The sequence below is a fragment of the Pseudomonas sp. MPR-R2A5 genome (assembly GCF_058793055.1).
Map to the genome: position 1 here is coordinate 78,638 of NZ_JBXAFK010000026.1, position 17,730 is coordinate 96,367.

Genomic DNA, 17,730 nt, shown 5'->3' on the forward strand with positions numbered 1-17,730 from the left:
TCAGCGCTGGTGACGGATGCGTGGGTTGGCGAAGCCGTAGAGGATATCCACCACGAAGTTCACCAGGATCACCAGGCAGGCGATCAGCAGGATGCCGTTTTGCACCACCGGGTAGTCCCGCGCGCCAATGGCTTCGATCAGCCATTTGCCGATGCCGGGCCACGAGAAGATGGTTTCGGTCAAAACCGCACCGGCCAGCAGGGTGCCGACTTGCAGGCCAACCACGGTCAGCACCGGGATCAGCGCGTTACGCAGGCCGTGGACGAACACCACGCGTGCAGGCGACAGGCCTTTGGCCTTGGCGGTACGGATGTAGTCTTCGCGCAGCACTTCGAGCATCGACGAACGGGTCATCCGCGCGATCACCGCCAAAGGGATGGTGCCGAGCACGATGGCCGGCAGGATCAGGTGGTGCAGCGCATCCCAGAAGGCGTCCGGCTCGTCAGCCAGCAGGGTGTCGATCAGCATGAAGCCGGTGCGCGGCTCGATGTCGTAGAGCAGGTCGATACGCCCGGAAACCGGGGTCCAGCCCAGGCTTACCGAGAAGAACATGATCAGGATCAGGCCCCACCAGAAGATCGGCATCGAATATCCCGCCAGGGAGATGCCCATCACCCCATGGTCGAACAGGGATCCTCGCTTCAGGGCCGCGATCACCCCGGCCAACAGGCCCAGGATGCCGGCGAACAACAGGGCGGCCATGGACAGTTCCAGGGTCGCCGGGAAGAGGGCGGTGAACTCGGTCCACACGCTGGTCCGCGTGCGCAGCGATTCGCCAAGGTCGCCATGGGCGAGCTTGCCCACATAGTCCAGGTATTGCGCATACAGCGGCTTGTTAAGGCCGAGGCGTTCCATTGCCTGTGCGTGCATCTCGGGGTCGACGCGTCGCTCGCCCATCATGACTTCGACGGGGTCGCCGGGGATCATGCGAATCAACGCAAATGTCAGCAACGTGATGCCGAAAAACGTGGGGATCAATAACCCCAATCGGCGGGCAATAAAACTAAACATCTTGTGGTGTACCTCAATCAGCCGGTTAGGCAAGTCCAGCACCGTCAAGGTCGACGGTGCCGAGCGTTTTTCTTATTTACTTCACCTGGGTGGTGGCGAAGTTATTGGTACCTAGAGGGCTTTGGGTAAAGCCTTCTACGTTTTTGCGCATGGCGGTGAACAGTTTCGGGTAAGCCATGGGAAGCCATGGTTGGTCCTTGTCGAAAACGTCCTGTGCCTGTTCATAGAGTGCAGCGCGCTGGGCGGGTTCAGTGAGGGCACGCGCCTTGTCGATCAGGTCCTGAAATTCTTTATTGCACCAACGGGCGTAGTTTTCGCCGTTCTTGGCCGCATCGCAACTCAGGTTGGGCGTAAGGAAGTTATCCGGGTCGCCGTTATCACCTACCCAGCCTGCGGAAACCATGTCGTGCTCACCGGCTTTGGCGCGCTTGAGCATTTCGCCCCACTCCATGACCTTGATGTTGACCTTCAGGCCAACCTGGGCCAGATCCGCCTGCATACGCTGGGCGCCCATCATTGGGTTGGGGTTGGTCGGGCCGCCGTTGGCGCGAGTGAACAGGGTGAACTCGGTACCCTCCGGCACGCCGGCTTCCTTGAGCAGGGCACGAGCCTTGTCCAGGTCACGTGGCGGGTTTTTCAACTTGTCGCTGAAGCCCAGCAGTGTTGGCGGATACGGGCCGGTGCCCACGACTGCGTTACCTTCGCCAAACAGTGCTTTCGTATAGCCGGCCTTGTCGAACGCGATGTTGATCGCGTGGCGTACCCGCGCGTCGCTCATGTATTTGTGGGTGGTGTTCAAGGCAGTGTAGCTGGTGGTCATCGCTGCCAGACCATCGATCTTCAGGTTCGGGTCTTTCTTGATGCTTGGGATGTCATCCGGCTTCGGATACAGCGCGATCTGGCATTCGTTGGCCTTGAGCTTCTGCAGGCGCACGTTGTTGTCGGTGGTGATCGCCAGGATCAGCGGGTCGGCCGGCGGCTTGCCACGGAAGTAGTCCGGGTTGGCCTTGAAACGCACCTGGGCGTCCTTGGCGTAGCGGGTGAAGATGAACGGGCCGGTGCCGATGGGCTTGGCATTGAGGTCATCGGTCTTGCCGGACTTGAGCAACTGGTCGGCGTATTCGGCAGAGTGAATCGAGGAAAACGCCATGGCCAGGTCGGCCAGGAACGGTGCTTCAGGGCGGGTCAGGGTGAAGACCACGGTGTGGTCGTCAGTCTTCTCGACGCTCTTGAGCAGTTCCTTGAAGCCCATGCTTTCGAAGTAGGGGTAGCCCACGTTGGACTTGGTGTGCCACGGGTGTTTCGGGTCCAGTTGGCGCTGGAAGCTCCAAAGCACGTCGTCGGCGTTCAGGTTGCGCGTGGGTTTGAAGTAGTCTGTGGTGTGGAACTTGATGTCGTCACGCAGGTGGAAGGTGTAGGTCAGGCCATCGGCGCTGATCTCCGGCAGGGCCTTGGCCAGTGCGGGAATCACTTCGGTGGTGCCGGGCTTGAAGTCCACCAGGCGGTTGAACATGGTTTCAGCGGCGGCGTCAGCTGTGACGGCGGTGGTGTACAGGACCGGGTCGAAACCTTCCGGGCTGGCTTCGGTGCAGACCACCAGCGGTTTGGCCGAAACGCCGATCGCAACGCTCAACAGCGCAGCGGCAATAGCGGCTTGTAGCGGGAGCATTTTCATTCGGAGCCCTCTGCAATCGATGGGACCAGACAAGCGTAGACGGCGGGCTCGGATTGAGCCCGCCGTCTACCTGGCGCTAATTAAAGGATGTTGAACGGGATGGTGGTGACCAGGCGGAACTCTTTGATGTTGCCATCCGCTTGTTGCGCGCTGGCGCGGTGAGTCACGTAGGTGCCACGGATGGTGGTGGCCTTGAGTGGGCCGCTCTGAATCGCGTAGGACGTGCCAACGCCGTATTCCTGGTGTTTCTCGCCGTCCATCAGGCGCAGGTCGCTACGCGAAGCGCCGGCTTCACCGTAGGCGGTACCGTTGTAGTGAGTACCGTCGATGCCCCAGCCGCGCGCCGAGTAGACGTTGAACTTCAGGCCTGGCACGCCGTATTCGGCCATGTTGATGGCGTAGGCGACCTGGAAGGACTTCTCGTTCGGGCTGTTGAAGTCCGAGGTCAGGGAGTTGGCCAGGTAGATGCCGTTGGTTTCGTGCAGGTAGTCGAAGTACTCGTCACCGTTAACTTCCTGGTACGAGAAGGTCAGGCTGTGAGCCTGGTGGGTCAGCCCCAGGGACAACGAGTAAGTGTCGTTGTCGATGTTGCCCATCTTCTTGCTGCCGGTGTCGGTGGTTTTGTAGTAGTTCAGGCCGGTGGTCAGTGCCAGGGTCTGTGCATCACCCAGTTCGTGGGTAGCGCCGAAGTAGTACTGGTTCCAGAAGTCTTCAACGTTGGCGGCGAACACGCTGGTTTTCAGGCTTTTGAACGGCTGGTAGTTGAAGCCCAGGGTTTTGACCTTGTCGGTTTCCTGGCCATTGCCGTACTCGGAACGGAATTTCGACAGGCTTTGTTCGGTACGCGGCGAAACGCGATCGAAGATGCCGCCCTGGAACGACAGGTTGCTGAACTCTTCACTGTTGAAACTCACACCTTCGAAGCTCGAAGGCAGGGCACGGTTGCCGATAGTGTCGACGATTCCGCTGCTGAAGTTCTGGCGACCGGCGGTCAAGGTGGTGTTCGACACGCGGAACTTGACGTTAGCCAAGCCCAGTTTGCTCCATTGGCCTACTGCATCACCGTCGGAGTCAGCCAGGGTACGGTTGGAACCGCCCTTGATATCACGCTTGCTACGGTCCAGGACCACAGCGTTGTAGGCCGCCACTTCGGTGGCCACGCCCACGGTGCCTTGGGTGAAGCCCGAGGAGTAGTTGAGAATGGTGCCTTGCACCCAGTTCGTGCGGTTGGCGTCAGTGCGTGCCTGACCGTGCTTCTCATAGGTAAAGCGCTGGCCGCGGAATTTCTTCTCGCTGGAGAACCAGTTGCGAGTGGTACCGCCCAGGCTTTGACCGTCGATAAAGCCTTTGGCTTCGCTTTGCGCGCTGGTGCCGGCCAGGGTGGTAGGCACGAAGTCCTGGCTCTGAGTGTCCGCATAGGCGGTGGCCGTGATGCTGCTGATGGCCAAGGCCAGAAGCGCTTTGCTGCTCAGTTTCATGGGTGAAGCTCCTTTGGTTCTCTTTTTTATGCCGGTCTTTTTAGGTGAACCGGCTATTGGGTGTGTAACTCGATCAAGCTATTGCAAACGTTTGCTGTAGGAAAATTCCCAAAACAAGGCTGCACGTTTGCGAGAGAGCCAACTTCGCTCTCTGCAAATCCGGTTATTTTTTTAGGGGGTGATACTGACGCCTGAGAACACGTTGCGGCCGAAGGGGCTCACTTTGAAACCTTCGACTTTGGCGCTTAACGGCTGGTTGACCGTCGAGTGGGCGACGGGCGTGATAGGCACCTGCGCTTTAAGCAGTTGCTGCGCCTGTTTGTACAGAACAGTCCTTTGTTCGCGGTCGGTGACGACCTTGGCTTGCTTGATCAGCTTGTCGTACGCCGGGTCACACCACATGGAGTAGTTGTTCCCGCCGATGGCGTCGCAGCTGTAGAGAGTGCCCAGCCAGTTGTCCGGGTCACCGTTGTCGCCGGTCCAGCCGATCAGGCTGATATCGTGCTCACCGTTCTTGGTGCGCTTGATGTATTCGCCCCACTCGTAGCTGACGATCTTGACCTTGAGGCCGATCTTCGCCCAGTCGCTTTGCAGCATCTCGGCCATCAGCTTGGCGTTGGGATTGTACGGCCGCTGCACCGGCATCGCCCACAGGGTGATCTCGGTGCCTTCCTTCACGCCGGCGGCCTTGAGCAGTTCCTTGGCTTTTTCCGGGTTGTAGGCGGCGTCCTTGATGCTGTCGTCGTAGGACCACTGGGTCGGCGGCATGGCGTTGACTGCCAATTGCCCCGCGCCCTGGTACACGGCATTGAGGATGCTCTGCTTGTTCACTGCCATGTCCAGCGCCTGGCGCACTTCAAGCTGGTCGAACGGCTTGTGGCGCACGTTGTAGGCGATGTAGCCGAGGTTGAAACCGGGCTTGGTCAGCAGTTTCAGGTTCGGGTCGGCCTTTAGGGCGTCGACATCGGCCGGACGCGGATGCAGGGTGACCTGGCATTCCCCGGCCTTGAGCTTTTGCACGCGCACCGAGGCGTCGGTGTTGATGGCGAAAATCAGTTGGTCCAGCTTGACCTTGCTCGGGTCCCAGTACTGTTTGTTGGCCACAAAGCGGATCTGCGAGTCTTTCTGGTAGCGCTGGAATACAAAGGGCCCAGTGCCGATCGGCTTCTGGTTGATGTCGCTGGGCTTACCGTCCTTGAGCAACTGCTCGGCGTATTCGGCCGACAGGATGGCGGCAAAGCTCATGGCGATGTTCTGCACGAACGCGGCGTCGATCGTGTTGAGCGTCATCACCACGGTGTGTGGGCCGGTCTTCTCGACCTTGGCGATGTTCTTGTTCAGGCTCATCCCGTTGAAGTACGGAAACTCGGTGGGGTAGGCCTTGCGAAACGGATGGTCGGGGTCAAGCATGCGGTTGAAGGTGAACAGCACGTCGTCGGCGTTGAAGTCTCGCGTTGGCTTGAATTCCTTGTTGCTGTGGAATTTCACCCCTTCGCGCAGATGGAAGGTGTAGGTCAGGCCGTCTTCGGAAACCTCCCACTTGGTCGCCAGGCCAGGCACCACGTTGGTCTCGCCCTTTTCAAACTCGACCAGCCGGTTGTACAGCGGCTCGGCGGCATCGTTGTCGGTGGCGGCGGTGTATTGCGCGGTGTCGAACCCTGCCGGGCTGCCTTCGGAGCAGAACACCAGGCTCTTCTTGTCGGCGGCTTGGCCCATCGTGGCCACAGCCAGCAGGCTGGTGCCAAAAATTGCGGATAGAACGGTGGTATGGCGCATGACGATCCCGATCCTTGTTTGTAGTTGTCATCAGCGAGCAATCCCCCGGGCTTTCGGCCAGGGAGACATCACTGATCCCACTCGCAGCAAGTGCCTTTCCGAATTAGATGCCTCTGCTGTCCTACGACGTTATGGGTCGCGGACTTCGCAGTAAATGCGTCAAATCTGACTGACCTTGTAGGCAACGGAGTCGCAAATCGCAGTTCGTTACCGTAGGACGGCAGCGATTGCGAATGTGGTCTGTTTCCTACGGTCCAGGCGGATGTAATAACGGCGACGTTCTGAAACGCCGCCGCCAGTGATCCTTACTTGCCGCTTACGCTCACGCCGTAGAAGGAGTTCAAGCCAAACGGGCTGATCTTGAAGTCCTGCACGGAGTTGCGCATGGGTTGATACACCGTCGAGTGCGCGATAGGTGTCATCGGGACTGCATCTTTGAGGATATGTTGCGCCTGCTTGTACAGCTCGGTGCGTTTGGCGACATCCGATGTGGCCTTGGCTTCTTTGACAATGCCATCGAATTTCTTGTCGCACCATTTGGAGAAGTTGTTACCGGCCAGCGAATCACAGCCGAACAGCACGTTCAGCCAGTTGTCCGGGTCACCATTGTCGCCGCTCCAGCCAATGATCATGGCCTGGTTCTCGCCGCCTTTGGAGCGCTTGATGTACTCGCCCCATTCGTAGCTGGTGATCTTGACCTTCAGGCCGATCTTGGACCAGTCGTTCTGCAGCATTTCAGCCATCAGCTTGGCATTCGGGTTGTACGGACGCTGGACCGGCATGGCCCACAGGACGATCTCGGTACCTTCCTTGACGCCGGCTTCCTTGAGCAGTGCTTTGGCTTTCTCCGGATCGTACTTGGCATCCTTGATGGTGGTGTCGTAGGACCATTGAGTCGGTGGCATGGCGTTGACGGCCAGTTGACCGGCGCCCTGGTAGACGGAGTCGATGATCTGCTGCTTGTTCACCGACATGTCCAGCGCCTGGCGCACGCGCAGGTCTGCCAGCGGGTTAGGCTGGTCGCTGCCCTTGATCTTGTCCATGACGTTGTAAGCAACGTAACCCAGGTTGAAACCGGCCTGGTGTGGCAGTTTCAGGTCCTTGTCTTCGCCCAGCGCCTTGAGGTCGGCCGGACGTGGGAACAAGGTGATCTGGCATTCGTTTTTCTTGAGCTTCTGGATGCGTACCGATGGGTCGGTGGTGATGGCGAAGATCAGGTTGTCGATCTTGACGTCCTCAGGCTTCCAGTAGTCCTTGTTGCCGGTGTAACGGATGTTCGAGTCTTTCTGGTAGCTCTTGAACACGAACGGGCCAGTGCCGATCGGCTTCTGGTTGATGTCCGGGGCTTTGCCTTCCTTCAACAGTTGGGCGGCGTATTCAGCCGACTGGATCGACGCGAAGCTCATCGCCAGGTTTTGGATAAAGGCGGCGTCCACGGTGCCAAGGGTGAACTTGACGGTGTGGTCATCGATTTTCTCGATGTTCTTGATGTTGGTGTCCATCCCCATGTCCGTGAAGTACGGGAACTCGGTGGGGTAGGCTTTACGGAATGGATCGTCTTTATTGATCATCCGGTTGAAGGTGAACAGTACGTCGTCAGCCGAGAATTCACGAGTGGGCTTGAAGTACGGGGTGGTGTGGAACTTGACGCCTTCGCGCAAATGGAAGGTATACGTCAGGCCATCTGGGGACACGTCCCAGCTGGTGGCCAGGCCAGGAATCACAGCGGTGCCGCCGCGTTCGAACTGGCTCAGGCGGTTGAACATGGTTTCGGCCGAAGCATCGAAGTCTGTTCCGGTGGTGTACTGGCCTGGATCGAAACCGGCCGGGCTCCCTTCGGAGCAGAACACCAGGTTAGTTGCCGCATGGGCAAAGGGGGCGGCGGCCATAAGGCCAGCGCTCACTAATAACGGAAGGACTGCGTGTTTAAGCATGTTGGCCTCATGATTTGTTGTCATTTTTGGTGGTGAGGGCGACCTCGTGAGTCGGCCTGCGGATACTTATGCAGGGGCCATACCCATTGCAAGATGCTGAACGGTTGCAAGCGGCAAAGAGTGGTACGAACGTACACGAATGTCGCAATTATGAAAGTTTTGACACAAATGGGCATGTTTAGAGGGTTTTTTCGGTGCGCAAGGCGCACCAAAAAGACCCATATGGCGCGCCTGGCGCACCCGGTTGGGGCGCGGCTGTTACTTATCTAGACTCACGCCGTAGAAAGGCGTCAATCCAAACGGGCTGATCTTGAAGTCTCGCACTTCTTTTCGCAGGGGTTGGAAAACCGTCGAGTTTGCAATAGGCGTTATAGGTACTTGTTCCTTAAGGATTTTTTGTGCCTGCTGATACCACTTTATGCGCTGCTCGCGATCGCTGCTGAGTTTGGCTTGCTGGACCAGTTTGTCGTAGGCCGGGTTACACCATTTGGCGTAGTTGCTGCCCTTGACCGCAGCACAACTGTAGAGCACGCCGAGCCAGTTATCCGGGTCGCCGTTGTCGCCGGTCCAGCCGTAAATCATCGCATCGTGCTCACCATTCTTGGCGCGCTTGATGTATTCGCCCCATTCATAACTGACGATGTTGGCCTTGATGCCGATCTTGTCCCAGTCCTGCTGGATCATTTGCGCCGACATGCGCGCATTCGGGTTGGAAGCCCGTTGCACGGTCATGGCCCACAGGTTGATGGTCGTACCTGGTGCAACCCCTGCTTCTTTTAGTAGCGCCCGAGCCTTGGTCGGATCGTAGGGGGCGTCCTTGATGGTCGGGTCATAAGACCACTGCGCCGGTGGCAAGGCGTTCTGCGCCAATTGTCCGGCGCTTTGGTAAACGGCCTTGATGATCGCAGGTTTGTCGATAGCCATGTCCAGGGCCTGGCGCACCTTGAGCTGGTCCAGCGGCGGGTGGGTCACGTTGTAGGCCAGGAAGCCCAGGTTGAAACCGGCTTGCTGCAGCACGCGCAGGTTGGGGTCCTGTTTCATCACCTCGATGTCGGCGGGGCGCGGATAGCCACTGACCTGGCATTCGCCGGCCTTGAGTTTCTGCAGGCGTGACGCGGCATCCGGGGTGATGGCGAATACCAGGTTGTCGAGCTTCACATCCTCGGGCTTCCAATAGTGCTTGTTGGCCACATAGCGAATCTGCGAGTCCTTCTGGTAGCGCTTGAACACAAACGGCCCGGTGCCTACCGGCTTCTGGTTGATGTCTTCGGCCTTGCCTTCCTTCAGCAATTGAGCCGCGTACTCGGCGGACTGCACCGAGGCGAAACTCATCGCCAGGTTTTGTACGAAGGCGGCGTCGACATTGTTCAGGTTGAAGCGCACGGTGTGCTCGTCGAGTTTGTCGACGCTCTTGATCGTGGTGTTCAGGCCCATGTCGGTGAAGTACGGTGACTCGGAGGGGTAAGCCTTGCGAAACGGGCTGTTGGCGTCCAGCAAGCGGTTGAAGGTGAACAGCACGTCATCGGCGTTGAAGTCGCGGGAAGGTGTGAAGAAATCGGTGGTGTGGAACTTGACGCCATCGCGCAGGTGGAAGGTGTAGGTCAGGCCGTCTTTGGACACCTCCCAACGGGTCGCCAGGCCGGGCTCGACTTCGGTGCCGCCGCGCTTGAACTGGGTCAGGCGGTTGAACACGGTTTCCGCCGAGGCATCAAAATCGGTGCCGCTGGTGTACTGGCTGGGATCGAAACCGGCGGGGCTGGCTTCGGAGCAGTAGACCAACGTGCTGGCGGCCTGGGCCAGCGGCATAAAGGCCAGCAGGCCAGCGGCGAGGAGCAGTGGTTTTAAGGTGATTCTTTCCATGGAGACTCCTGAAGTGGCAGGCATACAAAGTTGCCCAGACAAAAAACGGCGGTCACCGAGGTTACCGCCGTTCAGGCTTTTCAGGTCAGTCGAGAACGTTCTATCGTTATTACCCTACCGACAGTTGCAGGCGGGAATTCGAGGGACCTTCAATTTTGAATCGATCACCTTCTGCCCCGCTGCTCTTGCGGATCTTGAAAGTGCGCGTCGATGAGATGTCCATATCCTTGATGGGCTCGAGCTCAGCGGAGTCTGTATCAGTCAGCTTCCACTTGGCAGAGATCGTGACGTCGGCGTCTCCGGCCGCCGGGTTGTAGTCGATGAGAAAGTGACGGTCACCCGCACTGGTCAAGTAGTTGTCCTTGAGCAGGGGGGGACCCAGCTCCTGCCACGTGGACGCTGCTGCTCCCTGGTGGGCAACTTCGGAAATCCGCGCGCGCAGTTCTGGATCGGGCACTGCTTGTTCAAATTTGGCGAGGTTGTCTCGCAGGAAGCTGTCCTCCAGGTTTGCAGGTGGATTTTCAAAGCTGGCCTTGAGTTTGTTGAAGTCCATTTCAATTTCGTTTGCGCCAACGCGCAGCGTGTAGGGGCTACGGTGCAGGTCTTTGATGAAGTTCGGCGCGTACTCGCCGGCCCCGAACTCTGACGGGATTGCCCTTTCGGAGTCTGACACCGAATACACGCCGTCATTGGCCGCCCAATCGATCTTCAGCCTACGCTTGATCTCGCTACCTTGTTCATAGTGCTCACTGGAAAAAGTGAAGTTGGTTTTTGTGTCGGCATTGACGTACTTGTCAAAGATTTTTGCCCCTGCCATCTGGGTGCCATCTACTTCAACAAACTGACTCGAAACGCTGGGGACTTTGTTCAGGACTTCATCCTGGGTCGGTGCTGGGATCTTTTTTTTCCATGGCCACTCGCGGGCACCTCCTGGGCCGATACCCGGTGCCCACTCACCATCGCCGGTGGAATGCACGGTCATCACCGGCTTGCGGGTTTGTGGGTCGATGATCTGAACGTAGTCGTCGCGCAGTTTGAAGTCGCTTCTGATCTCGTAGACCTTGGGCATACCCGTAGCGTCGGTGTAGCGGATGAACCACCGGTCTACGCCGGAAGCATCTTTAAGCTGATGCATGCCTTTTGCATTTGCCTGCAAGCCTTCAATAACGCGTTCGCCATCCGGGATTGCATAGGCGCTGATATCGGCGGCCTGGGACGGGCGGAGACGGTTGGCAACGTTTTCCTCGGCGCGGGGCTTGATGTCGACGGGCTTTTCCGGGATTTCGCGTGAGGGTGGCGATAGTTCTTCTGCGGCATTCGCTGCGACGACTTCGCCCTCGGCGGCACCGGTGACCAGTTTGCTGGCGCCATGGACGACGCTAGGCAGTGCATTCAGCACACCGAACACAATATGGTCTGCACCACCTTGCTTGCCATGCTTGAGGTCGTCGGCGCCAACCCCGGCCTCCACTGCGCCGGCGGCAGCGTAAAACACCTCCAGCCCTATCGCCACTTCTGGCATGACCATGGCCAGCGGGGTCATCATCAAGGCGATTTTACTGGTGTTCTCCAGCACTTCCAGGAGGGTGGCTTTGGTGACGTCGCCGTCCGTGGTGATCTCGGTTTCGGCGTCGGCGTATGAGCGTTCTTTCTGTCGCTGGGTCATGACCACGAACGGGTCGCCGGACAGTGGTTCGGTGGTGATGAATTGTTGCGGATCGAATTCGTTCAGCCGTTCGAGAGGCCCGGCATCGGGTGCATTTTTTTTGGTCCAGCCGCTGACACCGACCAACGTTTGATTGACGCCTTCGGAGAAGAAACGATCAGCCTGGTCGCGCAAGCGGAAGTGCATCGATAGCGCTTCACGCTTGACCGGGTCGACAGCCTGTTCAGCCAGCCATGTCTTCATCCGGGCGTGGCTGTCGAACGTATGAATCGGCGAGGAGTTTCCCGGGATGTACAGCAACGTACGGTTGATGGGGGTGCCGTCGTCACCCAATTGGGGCTTCTTGTCGGTGATGTAAAGCAAGTCCGTGGACTTGAAGCCGTTGATACTCAACAGCCCTACTTCCACATCGGGGTCTTTGCGGGTGGCGGGGGCCAGATCGTCCAGTTTCAGACGCTCCCACGTGGTATTCGACGGCAGGCCGGCGGCGCGCATGACCAGGTCGGTATCACTTGCCTTCAAACTGTTGTTCTCAAATTGCCGCAGGGCAGCCCCCACCAGGGATGCTTTGCTCATTTGTTCGTATTTGCTTTGATGGGCAGGCCAAAAGCTATTCAGGAAGTCGGTGTAGGGTTTGCTCCGTTCGGTGTTCCACACGATCTCCCGGAAGGCGGCTGGGGTCTCGTGCAGCAGGTTTGTAGCGCCATAAACCTCCCTCTGGCCCGGGGCCGCCCCGACAAAGATGCCCTCGTAGGTCTTCTGCGGCTGCGCCAGCGGGTCAATCTTATTCTCCAGCACCGACAAAGGGTTCAACGGCGCCATCCGGTTGAGCCAGGTGTGCAGGGTCGACCGCTGTTTTTCGGACTCCGTCTGGTGTTCGTCTTTCTTGTTAGCGCGCTGTACGTTATGTAACGCGGCTTTGGTCAGCGATATCTTGTTTAAGACTTTGCCACCCCTGGGTTTTGGCTGCTTGGGGTCGTAGTTCAACGTGACAATAAACGTGTTATCAGGATCAATGTCCTTGCCCCACCGTGTTTTCAACTCGGCCTTGATAATTTCAGCGGTACTTTGGCTCGGCGTTTTAAAACCTTCAGTGGCTTTAGCGATGTATTTATCCACCCCTGGGTTATACGGTAGGCCGGGGATCAGTGTTTGGTGATGGTGTTTTCTCTTTGGGCTTTTTTGCCGGGGTGCATGTTCTGTGTTATTGCGGGAAGGCTGGGTGGCAAGCTCTGGTGAGGTGCGAGGCCCATTTGGCATAGATGTCGGAAGAGTGTTTGAGGCAGATGTAATCATTCGGTATCGATCTCCGTAAATTGGCCTCCCTGGCGATTATGTGTTCGATACTTGCGTGGAAAATGATCGTACTGACGTTCCTGCTTTTGGCTTTGTTCTCGTTACACATGGTTGCGGCTGACATCTGCTGAAAAAGACCTGGCGGCTGATTGCATGACTTCCCGGGATAAAGGCGCGTATTCAGCGTGCGGTAGGGGGGGGAGAATGAAGAGGCGTGTAATGCGCCATGTGTTCTGATTTATGAAGTTACGGCTGCACCGATAAAAAAGGCGCGTCCTCAAGGCCGCGCCAGATGCCAATCTGTCAGAGAACGGGTTCGCTACTCAGTGAGTTTTCAGGAACCCGTTTGCTTCCGTCAGTACTTTATTGTTGCAGCACTTCGATCACGCCATCGGCGGTCATGCTGACCTGGCTGGTGCCGGCTTCCACTTCAGGGGTAGGGGCCGAATCGGCCAGGGCACCTTTCATCATCATCCCGGCACGGGCGTAAGGCATGGGGTAACCATTGGTGTTGAGGTTCAGGTTGACGATCTTGTAGCCCTTGCCGCCCAGTGCATCGGTGGCCAACTGTGCGCGTGCCTTGAATGCGGTGACCGCTTCCTTGAGCAGCGCATCTTCACTGGACTTGCGCGTGGCGTCGGCGATGGTGAAATCCATGTTTTCCATCTTCAAGGTGTTCAGCAGTTCGCCGGTGAGCTTGGACAGCGCCGGGAAGTCCGCGCTCTCCAAGCGCAACGCGGCGCGTTCACGCCAGCCGGTGATCTTCTGGTTCTTGTTGTCGTAGATCGGGTAGCTGTTGCGGCTGCCCTGGCGCAGGGTCACGCCTTTGACTTCGCGGGCCTGGTCGAGGGCCTTGTTCAGGGTGGTAGTGATTTCGGCAGCGAGCTTGGCCGGGTCGCTGTTCTGGGATTCGGTGTACAGCGTGACGATCATCTTGTCGCGGGCCACCTCCTGGCTGACCTCGGCGCGCAGGGCAATCTGGTTGTAATGCAGCTCATCGGCGGCCATGGCCTGAAGGCTGGCGAGGCTGCCGACGCTGAGGGTGACGATGGCTGCACTGCGAATGAAACGAGACATGGAAGCTCCTTAGGGGGGGTCGTATCGGTATGACTGTAGACGGTCACGTTGGGTTCTTCGGGTTTACACATTAGCTACAGGTTGGGGCGCTGCCGACGAACGGTCATTTGCCCGCCCTGCGTCAAAGAGCCACATACGCCGTGTCGGCGGTGCTGCTTCGTTTATACTCCTGCCGATCCGCCTGCAGCGCTCATCGGGAGAGCTCATGCTCGCCGCCGTAAAACTGACTTCCGCCACTCGCCAGAACCTCTGGCGCCTGACGTTCATTCGTACCCTGGTGCTGGCCGCGCAGGCCGGCTCCGTCGGGCTCGCCTATTGGTTCGACCTGCTGCCTCTGCCGTGGCTGCAATTGGGCGTGACCCTGTGCTTTTCCACCGTGCTGTGTGTGTTCACCGCGATCCGGCTGCGCACCACCTGGCCGGTGACCGAACTCGAATACGCGCTGCAACTGGCCTGCGACCTGTTTATCCACAGTGTGTTGCTTTATTTCTCGGGCGGTTCCACCAACCCGTTCGTTTCGTATTACCTGGTGCCACTGACCATCGCCGCCGTGACCTTGCCGTGGCGCTATTCGGTGGTGCTGTCGGGCATCGCGCTGACCCTGTACACGCTGTTGCTGGCGCAGTTCTACCCCTTGCAGACCTTCCCCATTGCACGGGAAAACCTGCAGATCTACGGGATGTGGCTGAGCTTCGCGTTGTCCGCTGCGGTCATCACCTTCTTCGCTGCGCGCATGGCCGAAGAGCTGCGCCGTCAGGAAGAGTTGCGCGCCATCCGCCGCGAAGAGGGCCTGCGCGACCAGCAACTGCTGGCCGTCGCCACCCAGGCCGCGGGTGCCGCCCATGAGCTGGGCACGCCGCTGGCGACCATGAGCGTGCTGCTCAACGAAATGACCCAGGACCATCACGACCCGGCGCTGCAAGAGGATCTCGGCGTACTGCGCGAACAGGTCAAGCAGTGCAAGCAGACCTTGCAGCAACTGGTGCGTGCTGCCGAAGCCAATCGCCGCCTGGCGGTGGAGATGCAGGACGTGACCCAGTGGCTCGACGAAGCCCTGAACCGCTGGCACCTGATGCGCCCCGAAGCCAGTTACCGTTTCCACCTGTTGGGCCAGGGCAGTGTGCCGCGCATGGCGCCGCCGCCGGACTTGACCCAGGCCTTGCTCAACTTGTTGAACAACGCTGCCGATGCCTGCCCCGAGGGCCTGGAAGTGCAACTGGATTGGGATGTGGACGACCTTACGATCAGTATTCGCGACCACGGCGCCGGTGTGCCGCTGGCTATTGCCGAGCAGATCGGCAAACCTTTCTTTACCACCAAGGGCAAAGGCTTCGGCCTCGGCCTGTTTTTGAGCAAGGCCAGCGTGACCCGCGCGGGCGGCTCAGTGAAGCTCTATAGTCATGAGGAAGGTGGCACGCTCACCGAGCTGCGCCTGCCCCGTGTCGCACGAGGAGATATCGATGAGTGACGAGATCCAAGTCGAAGGCGAAGAACTGCCGCATCTGTTGCTGGTAGATGACGACGCCACGTTTACCCGCGTGATGGCACGCGCCATGAGCCGTCGCGGCTTCCGTGTCAGCACCGCAGGCTCCGCCGAAGAAGGCCTGGCCATCGCCCAGGCCGACTTGCCGGACTACGCCGCGCTCGACCTGAAGATGGACGGCGACTCGGGCCTGGTGCTGCTGCCCAAGCTGCTGGAGCTCGACCCGGAAATGCGCGTGGTGATCCTCACCGGTTACTCCAGCATCGCCACCGCCGTCGAGGCGATCAAGCGCGGCGCTTGCAACTACCTGTGCAAACCCGCCGACGCCGACGACGTGCTGGCCGCCTTGCTCTCCGAGCATGCCGACCTCGATACCCTGGTGCCGGAAAACCCCATGTCGGTGGATCGCCTGCAATGGGAGCACATCCAGCGTGTGCTGACCGAGCACGAAGGCAACATCTCCGCCACCGCTCGCGCCCTTGGCATGCACCGCCGCACCCTGCAACGCAAGCTGCAGAAACGTCCGGTACGGCGCTGAACGAAGTCTGAACAATCTGCTTCAGGCTGCACGGCGCCCTGAACCGATCGTCTATGATCGGTTCAAACGCCTGTCATGTTTTTCCTACCGAGCCTGAACAATGAATCAGAACGCTGAGTACTCCGCGGTCAATGACGCGGTGCGTGGGCAGTTTTTCCGCCGAACCTGGGCGATGATCACGCCCTATTGGCGCAGTGAAGAGAAGGGCAAGGCCTGGTTGTTGCTGGCGGTGGTGATTGGCCTGTCGTTGTTCAGCGTGGCGATATCGGTATGGCTCAACCACTGGTACAAAGACTTCTACAACGCCCTGGAAAATAAGGATACCGCCGCCTTCTGGCAACAGATCATCTATTTCTGCGGTATCGCCACGGTGGCGATTCTCGGCGCGGTCTACCGCCTGTACCTGACCCAGATGTTGACCATTCGCTGGCGTGCCTGGCTCACCGAAAAGTATTTCGCGCGTTGGCTCAGCCACAAGAACTACTACCAGTTGGAGCAGGGCGGCTATACCGATAACCCGGACCAGCGGATTTCCGAAGACCTCAACAGCTTCACCTCCAATACCTTGAACCTGGGCCTGGGGCTGCTACGCAATGTGGTCAGCCTGGTGTCGTTCTCCATCATCTTGTGGGGCGTGTCGGGCAGCATTGAAGTGTTCGGTATCACCATCCCCGGCTACATGTTCTGGTGCGCGTTGGTCTACGCCGGTGTCGGCAGTTGGTTGACCCACTTGATCGGTCGACGCTTGATCGGCCTGAGCAACCAGCAACAACGGTTTGAGGCGGACTTGCGTTTCTCCATGGTGCGGGTGCGGGAGAATGCCGAGAGTATCGCCTTGTACAACGGCGAGCCTAACGAAAACCAGCGCTTGAGTGCGCGGTTCGGCAAGGTCTGGCATAACTTCTGGGACATTATGAAAGTGTCCAAGCGCCTGACGTTCTTCACCGCCGGCTATGAGCAGATCGCCACCGTGTTTGCGTTCATTGTGGCTGCACCGCGCTACTTCTCCGGCAAGATCGAGTTGGGCGAGCTGATGCAAATCAACTCGGCGTTCGGCAACGTGCAGGGTAATTTCAGTTGGTTTATCACGGCCTACGCCGACCTGGCCAGCTGGCGTGCGACCAGTGATCGTCTGCTGAGCTTCCAGCAGGCCATGAGCGAGAACGAGCAACGCCCTGCGGCCATCGATGTGCAGCCCCAAGGCGAACGCCTGGTGGTGCAGGGCCTGGGGATGGACCTGGCCGACGGACGTCATTTGCTCACCGACGCCGACATGACCGTGGAACCGGGCGAGCGGGTGATGCTCAGCGGGCGATCGGGCAGTGGTAAAAGTACCTTGCTGCGTGCGATGGGCCACTTGTGGCCAGCCGGCCATGGCAGCATTCGCCTGCCGGCCAAGCGCTACCTGTTCCTGCCGCAGAAGCCCTACCTGCCGATTGGTACGCTCAAGGATGTGTTGAGTTATCCACAGGACGACAGCGTGTACCCGGCAGAACGTTATGCACAGGTCCTGGAAACCTGCCGCCTGCCGCACCTGGTCGCTCGCCTCGATGAAGCCAACCACTGGCAACGGATGCTCTCGCCGGGCGAGCAACAGCGCCTGGCCTTTGCCCGCGCGTTGTTGTTCGCGCCGCAATGGCTGTACATGGATGAAGCGACTTCGGCCATGGATGAAGAGGATGAAGCCACGTTGTATCAGGCGGTGATCGATGAGCTGCCTGGATTGAGCATCGTCAGCGTTGGCCATCGCAGTAGCCTCAAGCGCTTCCATGGGCGGCGTGTGCGGATCGAAGGCGGGTTGTTGCAGGAGCAGCCCGTGTCCTGAGGCAGGGCGCGATCACTGCAGAGCGAGGCCCAACAAAAATCTATGGTCCCCCCCATTTTTGCAATACTGATTAACGGGCGATGTGGTTGGCTTGCTTAAATCTATCCGGCG

General features: G+C 58.8%; 11 protein-coding genes. 3 read left to right on the forward strand and 8 right to left on the reverse strand.

Annotation, left to right across the window (positions count from 1 at the left end):
* The 8 genes from AC1Q6I_RS19165 to AC1Q6I_RS19200 form a co-directional block, all read right to left on the reverse strand.
* A complete protein-coding gene (locus AC1Q6I_RS19165) occupies positions 1 to 1,011 on the reverse strand; it encodes an ABC transporter permease subunit (protein ID WP_003215992.1) in 1,011 nt (336 codons plus the stop codon).
* A 76-nt stretch (positions 1,012 to 1,087) separates the two neighbouring features.
* On the reverse strand, positions 1,088 to 2,686 hold the full coding sequence (locus AC1Q6I_RS19170; RefSeq protein WP_024073413.1) for an ABC transporter substrate-binding protein: 1,599 nt from the start codon (positions 2,684 to 2,686) through the stop codon (positions 1,088 to 1,090).
* A gap of 80 nt (positions 2,687 to 2,766) precedes the next feature.
* Positions 2,767 to 4,164, reverse strand: a complete 1,398-nt coding sequence (locus tag AC1Q6I_RS19175; RefSeq protein ID WP_024073414.1) for an OprD family outer membrane porin — start codon at positions 4,162 to 4,164, stop codon at positions 2,767 to 2,769.
* A 171-nt stretch (positions 4,165 to 4,335) separates the two neighbouring features.
* The gene (locus AC1Q6I_RS19180) at positions 4,336 to 5,880 is read right to left on the reverse strand and encodes an ABC transporter substrate-binding protein (RefSeq protein WP_370531113.1); all 1,545 of its coding nucleotides are present in this window, start codon (positions 5,878 to 5,880) and stop codon (positions 4,336 to 4,338) included.
* Positions 5,881 to 6,245: 365 nt separating this feature from the next.
* Complete coding sequence (locus AC1Q6I_RS19185) at positions 6,246 to 7,874, reverse strand: ABC transporter substrate-binding protein (protein WP_024073416.1); 1,629 nt, start codon at positions 7,872 to 7,874, stop codon at positions 6,246 to 6,248.
* Between the two features lie 258 nt (positions 7,875 to 8,132).
* Positions 8,133 to 9,734 carry an ABC transporter substrate-binding protein gene (locus AC1Q6I_RS19190; RefSeq protein ID WP_102625524.1) on the reverse strand — a complete coding sequence of 534 codons (1,602 nt, stop codon included), beginning with the start codon at positions 9,732 to 9,734 and terminating at the stop codon, positions 8,133 to 8,135.
* 109 nt (positions 9,735 to 9,843) lie between these two features.
* The gene (locus tag AC1Q6I_RS19195) at positions 9,844 to 12,519 is read right to left on the reverse strand and encodes a dermonecrotic toxin domain-containing protein (protein WP_102625523.1); all 2,676 of its coding nucleotides are present in this window, start codon (positions 12,517 to 12,519) and stop codon (positions 9,844 to 9,846) included.
* Positions 12,520 to 13,059: 540 nt separating this feature from the next.
* The gene (locus AC1Q6I_RS19200) at positions 13,060 to 13,773 is read right to left on the reverse strand and encodes an SIMPL domain-containing protein (protein ID WP_024073419.1); all 714 of its coding nucleotides are present in this window, start codon (positions 13,771 to 13,773) and stop codon (positions 13,060 to 13,062) included.
* A gap of 205 nt (positions 13,774 to 13,978) precedes the next feature.
* Here AC1Q6I_RS19200 and AC1Q6I_RS19205 point away from each other — a divergent pair, with 205 nt between their 5' ends.
* The 3 genes from AC1Q6I_RS19205 (at position 13,979) to AC1Q6I_RS19215 (ending at position 17,619) form a co-directional block, all read left to right on the forward strand.
* A complete protein-coding gene (locus AC1Q6I_RS19205) occupies positions 13,979 to 15,241 on the forward strand; it encodes an ATP-binding protein (protein ID WP_024073420.1) in 1,263 nt (420 codons plus the stop codon).
* A complete protein-coding gene (locus tag AC1Q6I_RS19210) occupies positions 15,234 to 15,794 on the forward strand; it encodes a response regulator transcription factor (RefSeq protein ID WP_010565532.1) in 561 nt (186 codons plus the stop codon). The genes AC1Q6I_RS19205 and AC1Q6I_RS19210 overlap by 8 nt, the downstream gene beginning before the upstream one ends.
* 100 nt (positions 15,795 to 15,894) lie before the next feature.
* On the forward strand, positions 15,895 to 17,619 hold the full coding sequence (locus tag AC1Q6I_RS19215) for an ABC transporter ATP-binding protein/permease (RefSeq protein WP_102625522.1): 1,725 nt from the start codon (positions 15,895 to 15,897) through the stop codon (positions 17,617 to 17,619).
* The last annotated feature ends 111 nt before the right edge of the window (positions 17,620 to 17,730 follow it).